At 56.8% G+C, this 12,796-nt stretch carries 11 protein-coding genes; all 11 read left to right on the forward strand.

The features are described from left to right. The first annotated feature begins 43 nt into the window (after window positions 1–43). The 11 genes from ndk (at window position 44) to QLG07_RS09425 (ending at window position 12,726) form a co-directional block, all read left to right on the forward strand. Entirely contained in the window at window positions 44–475 is a 432-nt protein-coding gene (gene ndk, locus QLG07_RS09375; RefSeq protein WP_048915172.1) for a nucleoside-diphosphate kinase, read from the forward strand. A 172-nt stretch (window positions 476–647) separates the two neighbouring features. Continuing rightward, window positions 648–1,817, forward strand: a complete 1,170-nt coding sequence (locus QLG07_RS09380; protein WP_048915173.1) for a bifunctional tRNA (adenosine(37)-C2)-methyltransferase TrmG/ribosomal RNA large subunit methyltransferase RlmN — start codon at window positions 648–650, stop codon at window positions 1,815–1,817. A gap of 87 nt (window positions 1,818–1,904) precedes the next feature. Beyond that, complete coding sequence (pilW, locus tag QLG07_RS09385; RefSeq protein WP_099753529.1) at window positions 1,905–2,636, forward strand: type IV pilus biogenesis/stability protein PilW; 732 nt, start codon at window positions 1,905–1,907, stop codon at window positions 2,634–2,636. Further along, window positions 2,626–3,639 (forward strand): cytoskeleton protein RodZ, encoded by a 1,014-nt coding sequence (gene rodZ, locus QLG07_RS09390; RefSeq protein ID WP_099753530.1) that lies wholly within the window; start codon window positions 2,626–2,628, stop codon window positions 3,637–3,639. Before pilW ends, rodZ begins: the two co-directional genes overlap by 11 nt. 40 nt (window positions 3,640–3,679) lie before the next feature. Then, entirely contained in the window at window positions 3,680–4,801 is a 1,122-nt protein-coding gene (gene ispG, locus QLG07_RS09395; protein ID WP_048915176.1) for a flavodoxin-dependent (E)-4-hydroxy-3-methylbut-2-enyl-diphosphate synthase, read from the forward strand. 63 nt (window positions 4,802–4,864) lie between these two features. After that, window positions 4,865–6,142: a histidine--tRNA ligase gene (hisS, locus tag QLG07_RS09400; protein ID WP_282469096.1), complete on the forward strand. Its 1,278-nt coding sequence runs from the start codon at window positions 4,865–4,867 to the stop codon at window positions 6,140–6,142. Between the two features lie 34 nt (window positions 6,143–6,176). Then, window positions 6,177–6,797 carry a YfgM family protein gene (locus QLG07_RS09405; protein WP_133623065.1) on the forward strand — a complete coding sequence of 207 codons (621 nt, stop codon included), beginning with the start codon at window positions 6,177–6,179 and terminating at the stop codon, window positions 6,795–6,797. A gap of 41 nt (window positions 6,798–6,838) precedes the next feature. Beyond that, window positions 6,839–8,020: an outer membrane protein assembly factor BamB gene (gene bamB, locus QLG07_RS09410; protein ID WP_048915179.1), complete on the forward strand. Its 1,182-nt coding sequence runs from the start codon at window positions 6,839–6,841 to the stop codon at window positions 8,018–8,020. A 182-nt stretch (window positions 8,021–8,202) separates the two neighbouring features. Further along, window positions 8,203–9,702, forward strand: coding sequence for a ribosome biogenesis GTPase Der (gene der, locus QLG07_RS09415; RefSeq protein WP_282469097.1), 1,500 nt, complete (start codon window positions 8,203–8,205; stop codon window positions 9,700–9,702). A 105-nt stretch (window positions 9,703–9,807) separates the two neighbouring features. Beyond that, window positions 9,808–10,032 carry a zinc ribbon domain-containing protein gene (locus tag QLG07_RS09420; protein WP_282469098.1) on the forward strand — a complete coding sequence of 75 codons (225 nt, stop codon included), beginning with the start codon at window positions 9,808–9,810 and terminating at the stop codon, window positions 10,030–10,032. A 258-nt stretch (window positions 10,033–10,290) separates the two neighbouring features. Next, a complete protein-coding gene (locus QLG07_RS09425) occupies window positions 10,291–12,726 on the forward strand; it encodes a glucose/quinate/shikimate family membrane-bound PQQ-dependent dehydrogenase (RefSeq protein ID WP_282469099.1) in 2,436 nt (811 codons plus the stop codon). Window positions 12,727–12,796 lie beyond the last annotated feature (70 nt).

Consider the following 12,796-nt stretch of genomic DNA (forward strand, 5'->3'; position numbering starts at 1 on the left):
ACCGTTTTCGCGGCTACATTCGAAAGATAAGACAGGGGTCAACATGACTATTGAGCGTACATTCTCCATCGTAAAACCTAACGCTGTGGCAAAAAACGTGATCGGCGCAATCTTCAACCGTTTTGAAAGCGCTGGCTTCAAAATCGTTGGCAGCAAAATGCTGCACCTGAGCAAAGAGCAGGCTGAAGGTTTCTACGCTGAGCACCAGGGTAAGCCATTCTTCGATGGTCTGGTTGAATTCATGACCTCAGGTCCGGTAGTGGTTTCTGTGCTGGAAGGCGAAAATGCCGTACAGCGTCACCGTGACCTGATGGGCGCAACTAACCCAGCTAACGCGCTGGCTGGCACCCTGCGTGCAGACTACGCGGACAGCTTCACCGAGAACGCGACCCACGGTTCAGATTCTGCTGAATCTGCTGCTCGTGAAATCGCTTACTTCTTCGGCGAAAACGAAGTGTGCCCGCGCACCCGTTAATTCGGCTGCCTGGCCTGCAGCAGGGTTTACAAATTAATTCGCTATAGTGCTTTAACCCTGTGAAGGTCATGAGTACAATAATGCGCCCCGGGAGTTCGCTCTCCGGGGCGCTTCTATTTTATTCACTTCAAACCCAGCGCCATAACGTGTAACAACGAGGCCAGAGAATATTATGTCCGAACTTATTGTGACTCCGTCGTCCGCTTCACCTGCCGTCGTAACGCCAAAAAAAGAGAAAATTAACCTGCTCGATCTCAATCGTCAGCAGATGCGTGAGTTTTTTGCCAGCATGGGTGAAAAGCCGTTTCGTGCCGATCAGGTGATGAAGTGGATCTACCACTACTGCTGTGATGACTTCGACGAGATGACCGACATCAACAAGGTCTTCCGTAACAGGCTGAAGGAAGTTGCGGAAATCCGCGCGCCGGAAGTGGCTGAAGAGCAGCGTTCCTCCGATGGCACCATCAAGTGGGCTATCCAGGTCGGCGGCCAGCAGGTCGAAACTGTCTATATTCCAGAAAAAGATCGCGCCACCCTGTGTGTCTCTTCCCAGGTGGGCTGTGCGCTGGAGTGCAAATTCTGTTCCACCGCGCAGCAGGGCTTTAACCGCAACCTGCGCGTGTCGGAAATCATCGGTCAGGTGTGGCGCGCGGCGAAAATTATCGGCGCGGCCAAAGTCACCGGCCAGCGCCCGATCACCAACGTGGTGATGATGGGGATGGGCGAGCCGCTGCTGAACCTGAATAACGTGGTTCCGGCGATGGAAATCATGCTGGACGACTTCGGCTTTGGCCTGTCGAAACGCCGCGTAACCCTGTCCACCTCCGGTGTGGTTCCGGCGCTGGATAAACTTGGCGATATGATTGACGTGGCGCTGGCGATTTCACTGCACGCGCCAAATGACACAATTCGTGACGAAATTGTGCCAATCAACAAAAAGTACAATATTGAGACCTTCCTGGCCGCGGTCAGCCGCTACATCGGCAAGTCAAATGCCAACCAGGGGCGTGTGACCATTGAGTACGTGATGCTCGACCACATCAATGACAGCACGGATAACGCCCATGAACTGGCCGCGCTGCTGAAAAATACACCCTGTAAGATCAACCTGATCCCATGGAACCCCTTCCCAAGCGCACCCTATGGTCGTAGTTCGAACAGTCGCATCGATCGCTTCTCTAAAGTGTTGATGGATTACGGTTTTACTACTATTGTGCGTAAGACCCGCGGCGATGATATCGATGCCGCCTGCGGCCAGCTGGCCGGGGAAGTGATCGACCGCACCAAGCGCACGCTGAAAAAGAAAATGGCCGGTGAAGCCATCTCTGTGAAGGCGATCTGAAACCCGGTGTTTTCCTGCCCTGCAGCGTGTTGACTCTGTAAACATTGGCGTAGCATAAGCCGCGAATGGATACCGGGAGAAACAGGGATGCGGGCAGGTTTAATCGTTGGTTTAGCGCTGTCGCTGCTGGTGGGGTGCCAAACTTCACCGCAGCGTAAAGCACTGGTAGAGACGCGCATACAGCTAGGCCTGGCCTATCTGCTGCGGGGTGATAACCAAGCGGCTCGCCGCAATTTGCAGCGGGCGCTGGCATTGGCGCCAAAAGATTACCGAACCCAGCTGGCAATGGCGCGTTATCAGCAGCAGATGGGGGAGCAGAGCCAGGCGCAGCAGCATTATCGCCGCGCGCTGAAACTTGCACCGCAAAACGGCTATGTGCTTAATAATTACGGTGCGTTTCTCTGCGGTTTAGGGCAGTATGATGCGGCACAACGGCAGTTCAGCAGGGCCATTGCAGATTCAGCAGACGGACTTCGTGCCGATACGCTGGAAAACTCGGGCTACTGTTTTTTGAATGCCGGGCAGCAAGAGAAAGCGCGTTATGCGCTGGCGGATGCGGTGCAGACCGATCCTGCTAAGGGAATGCCTATGCTGGCAGAAGCCGAAAGGCGATTTGGAAAGGGGAGATGCTCAGACTCGCGCCTCCTGTTAGATGTTTATCAACACAACTTTCCTGTTTCTGCGGAAAGTCTGTGGTTAGAGATTCGCTTCGCCGCGCAGGCCAACCAGCCCGATGATGTACAGCGTTATGGGGCGCAACTTGCGCGAATTTTTCCACAATCGATACAGCACCAGCATTTTTTAGCTAATGAATACTGAAGCCACTGAAGACAAATCCAACGTAAATTCAACAGGCGAGCGCCTGCGCAGCGCCCGTGAACAGATGGGCCTGACTCAGCAGAACGTTGCTGAGCGCCTCTGCCTGAAACTTTCCACCGTCCGCGATATTGAAGAGGACAAGTCGCCTGCCAATCTGGCATCGACCTTCCTGCGTGGTTATATCCGTTCTTACGCACGCCTGGTTCGCGTGCCGGAAGAAGAACTGCTGCCGATGATGGCTAAACAAGCCCCGGTCAGAGCCGCAAAAGTTGAACCGATGCAAAGTTTCTCCCTCGGCAAACGCCGCAAAAAGCGTGATGGCTGGTTGATGATCTTCACCTGGCTGGTGCTGTTTGTGGTGGTGGGCCTGACGGGCGCCTGGTGGTGGCAGAATCATAAAGCCGCTCAGGACGATCTGGTCTCGATGGCCGATCAGAATGCGCCTGCGGAAGGGGAGAGCGGCAACGGGCAGTCTATTCCGTTGACTGACGGTAATGCCAGCAGCAGTGCGGATACCAGCGGCCAGTCGGTGCCGATGGATATGGCACCAAGCCAGGCTCCGGCGGATACCAGTAGCGCGCCTGCTGCTACCCCGGCCGATAACGCTCCGGCTGCCAGTGCTCAGGCACCGGCAGCAAACACCCAGGCTGCCAACTCGCAGCCTGCGGTGGTATCTCCAGCGCAGGCACCGGTTGATAGCGCTGCCAACGGTCAGCTACCTACCAGCAGCGCCGGCGTCAGCCAGCCTGCTGCCGATCCGAATGCGGTTATCATGAACTTCTCCAGCGATTGCTGGCTGGAAGTGACTGATGCTGCCGGTAAAAAACTGTTCAGCGGCATTCAGCGTAGCGGTGGTAAACTGAGCCTCGCCGGTACGGCTCCTTATCGCCTGAAGATTGGTGCCCCGGCTGCAGTACAGATCGAGTATCAGGGTAAGCCTGTTGATCTGAGTCGTTTTATCCGTACTAACCAGGTTGCTCGCCTGACTTTAGGTGCGCAATAACGCATCTTTTTCTGGTCGCGAGTAATTGTGGAGAAAGAATATGCATAACGAAGCACCCATTACCCGTCGCAAATCTAAACGTATTTACGTCGGCAAGGTGCCTGTGGGCGACGGTGCCCCAATCGCCGTTCAGTCCATGACCAATACCCGAACGACTGACGTCGCTGCTACGGTCGCCCAGATCAAGGCACTTGAGCGCGTTGGCGTTGATATCGTGCGCGTTTCCGTGCCAACCATGGATGCCGCCGAAGCCTTCCGCCTGATCAAACAGCAGGTTAACGTCCCGCTGGTTGCTGATATCCACTTCGACTACCGCATTGCCCTGAAAGTCGCCGAATATGGCGTCGACTGCCTGCGTATTAACCCGGGCAATATCGGCAATGAGGAGCGCATCCGCTCGGTGGTCGACTGCGCCCGCCACTACAACATTCCGATCCGCATCGGGGTGAACGGCGGATCGCTGGAAAAGGATCTGCAGGAAAAATACGGTGAGCCGAATCCGCAAGCGCTGCTGGAATCGGCGATGCGTCATGTGGATATCCTCGACCGCCTGAACTTTGACATGTTCAAAGTCAGCGTGAAAGCTTCCGATGTGTTCCTTGCCGTCGAGTCGTATCGCCTGCTGGCTAAGCAGATCGATCAGCCGCTGCACCTCGGGATCACCGAAGCCGGTGGCGCCCGAGCCGGTGCGGTGAAGTCCGCCATTGGCCTTGGCCTGCTGCTCTCTGAGGGCATTGGTGACACGCTGCGTATCTCGCTGGCGGCGGACCCGGTAGAAGAAGTGAAAGTCGGTTTCGATATCCTGAAATCACTGCGCATCCGTTCCCGCGGCATTAACTTCATCGCCTGCCCAACCTGTTCCCGTCAGGAGTTTGACGTGATCGGCACGGTGAATGCGCTGGAAGAGCGGCTGGAAGATATCATTACGCCGATGGATATTTCGATTATCGGCTGCGTGGTTAACGGCCCGGGTGAAGCCACGGTATCGACCATGGGCGTCACCGGCGGCAACAAGAAGAGCGGTTTCTACGAAGATGGCGTGCGTCTGCGCGAGCGTCTCGACAACGACAATATGATTGACCAGCTGGAAGCGCGCATTCGTGCTAAAGCCACCATGCTGGATGAATCGCGCCGGATCACCATCCAGCAGGTCGAAAAATAATCTGTAGGGGGCGACCTGCTGTGCCGGTCGTCCCTTGCTGCATGAAATTGATGAGAGAAATCAGTGGCGAAGAATATCCAGGCCATCCGTGGCATGAACGACTATTTACCGGCTGACACCGTGGTGTGGCAGCGTATTGAACAGATCCTTAAGCAGGTTCTGGGCAGCTACGGCTTTAGCGAAATCCGCTTGCCGATTGTAGAGCAGACCCCGTTATTCAAGCGCGCTATCGGTGAAGTGACCGACGTGGTTGAAAAAGAGATGTATACCTTTGACGACCGCAACGGCGAAAGCCTGACGCTGCGCCCGGAAGGGACCGCAGGCTGCGTGCGCGCCGGCATTGAACACGGTCTGCTGTACAATCAGGAACAGCGTCTGTGGTACATCGGCCCGATGTTCCGCTACGAGCGCCCGCAGAAAGGCCGCTACCGCCAGTTCCACCAGATTGGTGCCGAAGTGTTTGGCCTGCAAGGCCCGGACATTGACGCTGAGCTGATCATGATGACTGCCCGCTGGTGGAAAGCGCTGGGCATCTCTGAGCATGTGCGCCTGGAGCTGAACTCTATCGGCTCGCTGGAAGCCCGCGCCAACTATCGCGATGCGCTGGTGGCCTTCCTGGAGCAGCACGTGGACGTGCTGGACGAAGACTGCAAGCGCCGCATGTACAGCAATCCGCTGCGCGTGCTGGACAGCAAAAACCCGGACGTGCAGGCGCTGCTGAACGATGCGCCAACGCTGGGCGATTATCTGGATGACGAGTCGCGCGAGCATTTCACCGGGCTATGCAGCCTGCTGGATGCGGCGGGCATTGCTTACAGCGTGAACCAGCGCCTGGTGCGCGGCCTCGATTACTACAACCGCACCGTGTTTGAGTGGGTGACCAGCAGCCTGGGCGCCCAGGGCACGGTCTGTGCCGGTGGCCGCTACGATGGTCTGGTAGAACAGCTGGGTGGTCGTGCCACGCCGGCCGTGGGCTTTGCCATGGGGCTGGAGCGCCTGGTTCTGCTGGTACAGGCAGTTAACCCGGAATTTGAACCGACGCGCATTGTTGATGTCTATGTTATCGCTTCAGGTCAGGGCGTACAGAGTGCGGCGATGCTGCTGGCTGAACAGCTGCGTGACGCGCTGCCAGAGCTGAAGCTGATGACGAACTTCGGCGGTGGTAACTTCAAGAAGCAGTTTGCCCGTGCAGATAAGTGGGGAGCCCGCATCGCACTGGTACTCGGCGAGGACGAAGTGGCTAACGGCCTGCTGGTCATTAAAGATTTACGTAACGGCGAGCAGCAGACGCTGGCGCAGTGTGATGCTGCATCTACGCTGGCCTCGATGTTACAGCGCTAAGCCCTGACGGCACGATTTAAAGGAGTAGGATTGCGTGGAAGTATATAGCAACGAAAACGAGCAGGTAGATGCGCTGAAGAACTTCTTCGCACAGAACGGCAAAGCGCTGGTAGTTGGCGTGGTGCTGGGCGTGGGCGCATTGGTCGGCTGGCGTTACTGGAGCAGCCATCAGGACAGCGGTTCACGTGAAACCTCTGCGGCCTATCAGCAGGTGACCTCGGCACTGGATGCCAGCAAACCCGCCACGCTGGATGCCGCAGCGAAATTCGCCAGCGATAACAGCAATACTTACGGCGCGCTGGCTTCTCTCGACCTGGCGAAACGCTATGTTGATGCTAACCAGCTGGACAAAGCCGCAGCCCAGCTGCAGAGCGGTCTGAAAGATACCAAAGACGCCAATCTGCAGGCGGTACTGAATCTGCGCCTGGCGCGCATTCAGCTGCAGCAAAAGCAGCCGGATGAGGTGCTGAAAACGCTGGAAAGCGTGAAAGGCGACGGCTGGACAGCGATCGTGGCTGACGTGCGCGGTGAAGCGCTGCTCAGCAAAGGCGACGCGAAGGGTGCACGCGATGCGTGGACTAAAGGCATTGATTCTGACGCCTCTTCGACGCTGAAAGAGATGCTGCAAATGAAAGTGAATAATCTGCCGGGCTAAAAAGCTCTAATATTTGGCCTTCAAGGCACAAGAGGGATTTCATGGAATTGCGTAAGTTACTTCTGCCGGGACTGATGTCAGTCACCTTACTTAGCGGATGTTCATGGTTTAGCGGTGAAGAAGACGTGGTTAAAATGTCGCCACTGCCAACCGTACAGAATCAGTTCGAGCCAGAGAAAGTCTGGAGCACCTCGGTGGGCAACGGAGTTGGAGATTTCTACTCTAACCTGCACCCGGCCTGGGCGGAAAATACCGTGTATGCGGCTGACCGTCATGGCATCGTCAAGGCGCTGAACTCCGGCGACGGCAAAGAACAGTGGAAAGTGGACCTGGCAGAAAAAACCGGTTTCTTCTCCAGCAATATCCCGGCGCTGCTCTCTGGCGGCCTGACCGTTGATGCCGGCCACGTCTACGTGGGCAGCGAGCGCGGGCAGGTTTATGCCCTGAACACCAGCGATGGCTCCGTTGCGTGGCAGACCAAAGCGGCCGGTGAAGTGTTATCCCGCCCGGTGGTCAGCGACGGCCTGGTGCTGGTTCACACCAGCAACGGCATGTTGCAGGGGCTTGATCAAACCAGCGGCAGCGTAAAATGGACCGTTAACCTCGACGTGCCGGCCCTGAGCCTGCGCGGTGAGTCTGCGCCATCGACCGCATTCGGCGCCGCCGTAGTGGGCGGTGATAACGGCCGCGTGAGCGCCGTGATCCTCAACCAGGGCCAGATTATCTGGCAGCAGCGTATTTCCCAGCCAAGCGGCGCGACGGAAATCGACCGCCTGGCGGATGTCGACACGACCCCGGTAATCGTCAATGGCGTGGTGTATGCACTGGCCTACAACGGTAACCTGACGGCGCTGGACCTGCGCTCCGGCCAGATCATGTGGAAGCGTGAAATCGGCTCGGTCCACGATATGATCGTTGACGGTGGCCGCATCTATCTGGTGGATCAGGATGACCGCGTGATTGCCCTGAACACCGACGGTGGCGTAACCCTCTGGCGCCAGAGCGATCTGCTGCACCGTAACCTGACCTCCCCGGTGCTGTACAACGGCTACCTGGTGGTGGGTGATGCGGAAGGTTACCTGCACTGGCTTAACACCGACGATGGCCGCTTTGTGGCGCAGCAGAAACTGGACAGCTCCGGCTTCCAGACTGAGCCGGTGGTGGCCAGCGACAAGCTGCTGATCCAGTCCAAAGACGGTGAGGTTTACGCGATTACGCGTTAATCAGCTGCGATCGGCTACCCGTAGTCAGGGTAAAACGGCTCCTTGATCACAAGGGGCCGTTTTGTTTTATCCAAGGCGTGTTATTCTAGGCGCCATCGGCCTGAGTAGAGCGGCAGTTTATCTGCCTGCAGCGCGAATAAAATCGCAGCCAGGCGCTTATTTTTTAGTTATGAGGCTTCACTATGGTACCTGTGGTCGCGCTTGTCGGGCGTCCCAATGTGGGAAAATCCACCCTGTTTAACCGTTTAACGCGCACGCGAGATGCGCTGGTGGCGGATTTTCCTGGGCTTACTCGAGACCGCAAATATGGTCGCGCAGAAATTGAAGGGCGTGAGTTTATTTGTATCGATACCGGCGGTATCGACGGTAACGAAGAGGGCGTGGAAACACGCATGGCGGAACAGTCGCTGCTGGCGATTGAAGAAGCCGACGTGGTTCTGTTTATGGTCGATGCGCGTGCCGGGCTGATGCCTGCTGACACCGCCATCGCCAAGCACCTGCGCTCACGCGACAAGCCAACCTTTATCGTGGCGAACAAAACCGATGGTCTGGACGCGGACTCCGCCGTCACCGACTTTTGGTCGCTCGGCCTGGGTGAAATCCACGCGATTGCCGCGTCTCACGGGCGCGGCGTCACCAGCCTGCTGGAGCTGGTGCTGCTGCCGTGGATGGACGAAGTTGCGCCCGAAGCGGAGCTGACCGAAGAACAAGAGAACGAAGCCTACTGGGCGGAGTTTGCGGCGAAAGAAGCCAAAGCTAACGGCGAAGCGCCGGAAAATGAAGAAGATGATTTTAACCCGCTGGATCTGCCGATCAAGCTGGCTATCGTCGGGCGTCCAAACGTCGGTAAGTCAACGCTAACTAACCGTATTCTCGGTGAAGAACGCGTGGTGGTTTACGACATGCCGGGCACCACCCGCGACAGTATCTATATTCCAATGGAGCGTGACGGGCGTGAATATGTCCTGATCGATACTGCCGGGGTGCGTAAGCGCGGGAAAATTACCGAAACCGTGGAAAAATTCTCGGTCATCAAAACCCTGAAAGCGATTGAAGATGCCAACGTCGTGCTACTGGTGATTGATGCTCATGAGGGGATTTCCGATCAGGATCTCTCGCTGCTCGGCTTTATCCTGAATAGTGGGCGCTCACTGGTTATCGTGGTTAACAAGTGGGATGGCCTGTCACAGGAGATCCGTGACGAAGTGAAAGAGCAGCTGGACTACCGTCTGGGCTTTATCGACTTCGCACGCATTCACTTTATCTCCGCCCTGCACGGCAGCGGCGTCGGTAACCTGTTTGAATCGGTGACCGAAGCCTACGACTGTTCAACCCGCCGCGTGAACACCTCCATGCTGACGCGCATCATGAACATGGCGGCCGACGACCATCAGCCACCTATGGTGCGCAGCCGCCGCGTGAAGCTGAAGTATGCCCACGCCGGGGGCTATAACCCGCCGATTGTGGTGATCCACGGTAACCAGGTGAAAGACCTGCCGGATTCCTACAAGCGCTATCTGATGAACTATTTCCGCCGCTCGCTGGAAATTATGGGTACGCCAATCCGTATTCAGTTCAAAGAGGGTGATAACCCGTACGAAGGCAAGCGCAACCTGCTGACGCCAAACCAGCAGCGTAAACGTCAACGCTTAATGAGCCATCTCAAAAAGAACAAACGTTGATCCGCAAGGGGGTCTGAGGGCCTCGCCAGCGTGTAAAGTAGGGGTTGACCGCTTTTGGGGTCAACCCTTTGTTTTTGGTGCCGCGCTGAAGTAAAGGAGATGCCGATGTCACTTTCTTGCCCCGTTTGTCAGCACCCACTCACCGTCATGGCCGGGCAGTTTCACTGCGACCGCTGCCAGCGCGCCATCCCTGCTATTGCCTGCTGCCCCGACTGCCAGAAACCGTTACAGGTCCTTAAAGCCTGCGGCGCGGTCGACTATTTCTGCCAGCACGGTCACGGGCTGATCTCAAAGCAACGGCTGCTGCTGCTGCCCGCTGACACTCCGTAAACCCCGGCAACTATCACCTTTATCATTCTGTGCGAATTTCGGTCTATAGTTATCAAAGTTAGACGGCTTGTTAATTTTCTGTTTATTACATTATGAACCTGGTGGTACAATCCTGCCGTTTGTTACGGGTGCTCAGCCACGCCTGCCGTGAGTTACGAGCGTCAGCAACAAACGCAGGACGGGCCATCCCGTGAAACATGTTAATAAAAATAAGACGTTGAACATTGCTACGCCTTATTCTCCAGGAGTATTTCTGCTATGCCTCAATCAACTGCCGGGTCATCTAAATGGCTGGGCTTGTGGTGCTTCTTGCTGGGCTTAATCCTGCTGGCAACGGGCCTCTACTTTGTCATTGGTGGTGGGAAATTAGCCTCACTCGGTGGTAGCTGGTATTTCGTTATTGCCGGCATCCTCATCGTGATTTCCGCCGTTCAGTTCTTCCGCCGCAAATCTTCTGCGGTACTGATTTTTGCGCTGGTATTTATCGGTACCCTGATCTGGGCAGTGCAGGATGCCGGTCTCGACTTCTGGCAGCTGGTTTCGCGCCTGATGTTCCCGGCTGGCATGTTCCTGCTGGCGCTGGTCACCTTCCCGGCACTGCGCAAGCGTGAGGGTAAAGCACCCGCGGCGAAAGTGGCCTATGGCCTGAGCGTGGTGATGGTGGTTGGCCTGCTGGCAACAGTGTATGGCATGTTCCAGCCGCATCCGACCGTGGCAGCAAACGGTCAGGAGCTGCCGCTGGTTCCGGTGGATAAATCCGCCGAGCAGAAAAACTGGGATAACTACGGCAACACCCCGGGCGGCAGCCGCTTTGTGGCGCTGGACCAGATCACCCGTGATAACGTGAAAGATCTGAAAGTGGCCTGGACTTTCCACACTGGCGATACGCCACTCAGCCCGGATGGTAACGGCGCAGAAGACCAGCAGACACCTCTGCAGGTCGGCAACACCGTATTCCTCTGTACTCCGCATAACAACGTGATTGCAGTGGAAGCCGACAGCGGCAAGCAGATCTGGAAAGCGGACATCAATGCGAAATCCTCGGTCTGGATGCGCTGCCGTGGCCTGGCTTACTTTGATGCTACCCAGCCACTGACGCAGCCTAAAGTACCGGGATCTGTTCCTCCGGCGGCAATCGACCTGCCTGCCGGTGCGGCCTGTCAGCGCCGTATTCTGATGAACACCATCGACAGCCGTCTGATTGCCTTAGACGCTGATACCGGTAAGTTCTGTGCAGACTTCGGTAACAACGGCAGCGTTAACCTGCTGGAAGGTATGGGCGAAGCCAAAGATCCGAGCTATGTACTGACGTCGGCACCGACGCTGGCCGGCACCACCGTTGTGGTCGGTGGCCGCGTGGCGGACAACGTTAGCACCGATATGCCTGGCGGCGTGATGCGTGGCTTTGACGTCATCACCGGTAAAATGCGCTGGGCGTTCGACCCAGGCAAAGACGACCCGAATGCGATCCTGATGCCGGGCGAGCACTTCACGCGCAGCACGCCTAACTCCTGGGCACCCATGTCTTACGATCCCGATATGAACACCGTGTTCATTCCGATGGGCAGCTCGTCTGTTGACCTGTGGGGCGTCAATCGCACCAAGCTGGATCACAAATACGGTGCCTCCGTACTGGCCGTGGACGCCACTACCGGTAAAGAGAAGTGGGTTTATCAGACCGTGCATAACGATCTGTGGGACTTCGACCTGCCGATGCAGCCAAGCCTGATCAACTTCCCGCATAAAGATGGCAGCACCACGCCAGCGGTGGTCATTGGCACCAAGTCTGGTCAGATCTACGTGCTGGATCGTCAAACCGGCAAGCCGCTGACTGACGTGGTTGAACAGCCGGTTCCGCAGGCTAACATCCCGAACGAGCAGTATGCTAAAACCCAGCCGCGCTCAGTAGGCATGCCGCAAATCGGCAACGAAACGCTGACCGAGTCGGATATGTGGGGCGCCACGCCGTTTGATCAGCTGGCCTGCCGTATCAGCTTCAAATCCATGCGTTATTCCGGACTCTACACGCCGCCGGGTACCGATAAGTCACTCAGCTTCCCTGGCTCTCTGGGCGGGATGAACTGGGGCAGCCTGTCGACCGACCCGAACAACAACCTGATCTTCGTCAACGATATGCGCCTGGGCCTCTGGCAGCAGATGGTGCCAGCAGCGCCAGCGAAAGATGGTGCGGTCAGTAACGGTGGCGAAGCCGTGAATACCGGCATGGGCCTGGTGCCGATGAAAGGCACGCCGTACGCGGTGAATAAAAACCGCTTTATGTCGCCGCTGGGCATTCCTTGCCAGAAGCCGCCGTTCGGTACGCTGTCGGCGATCGACATGAAGACGCAGAAAATCGTCTGGCAGGTGCCAGTCGGTACCGTGCAGGATACCGGTCCATTTGGTATCAAAATGCGTGCGCCAATGCCGGTTGGTATGCCAACTCTGGGCGGCACGCTGGCAACCCAGGGTGGCCTGGTGTTCATCGCAGGCACTCAGGATTACTACCTGCGCGCCTTCGATACCTCTACCGGTAAAGAAGTGTGGAAAGCCCGTCTGCCAGTGGGCAGCCAGGGTGGCCCAATCAGCTACAAATCACCGAAAACCGGTAAGCAGTACATACTGATCTCCGCAGGCGGCGCACGTCAGTCGCCGGACCGTGGTGATTACGTGATCGCTTACGCACTGGACAACTAACGGCAGCGGCCTGGCCGCTCAACTGATGTCACGCATACCCCTTCAGCGATGAAGGGGTATTTTTTTGCCT

Origin of the sequence: Erwinia sp. V90_4 (genome assembly GCF_029967685.1) — a bacterium.
Lineage (GTDB): Bacteria > Pseudomonadota > Gammaproteobacteria > Enterobacterales > Enterobacteriaceae > Erwinia > Erwinia aphidicola.

Coding starts and splice junctions, on each gene's coding strand:
- ndk (WP_048915172.1), top strand. CDS start 44: ATGACTATTGAGCGTACATTCTCCATCGTAAAACCTAACGCTGTGGCA.
- QLG07_RS09380 (WP_048915173.1), top strand. CDS start 648: ATGTCCGAACTTATTGTGACTCCGTCGTCCGCTTCACCTGCCGTCGTA.
- pilW (WP_099753529.1), top strand. CDS start 1,905: ATGCGGGCAGGTTTAATCGTTGGTTTAGCGCTGTCGCTGCTGGTGGGG.
- rodZ (WP_099753530.1), top strand. CDS start 2,626: ATGAATACTGAAGCCACTGAAGACAAATCCAACGTAAATTCAACAGGC.
- ispG (WP_048915176.1), top strand. CDS start 3,680: ATGCATAACGAAGCACCCATTACCCGTCGCAAATCTAAACGTATTTAC.
- bamB (WP_048915179.1), top strand. CDS start 6,839: ATGGAATTGCGTAAGTTACTTCTGCCGGGACTGATGTCAGTCACCTTA.
- der (WP_282469097.1), top strand. CDS start 8,203: ATGGTACCTGTGGTCGCGCTTGTCGGGCGTCCCAATGTGGGAAAATCC.
- QLG07_RS09420 (WP_282469098.1), top strand. CDS start 9,808: ATGTCACTTTCTTGCCCCGTTTGTCAGCACCCACTCACCGTCATGGCC.
- QLG07_RS09425 (WP_282469099.1), top strand. CDS start 10,291: ATGCCTCAATCAACTGCCGGGTCATCTAAATGGCTGGGCTTGTGGTGC.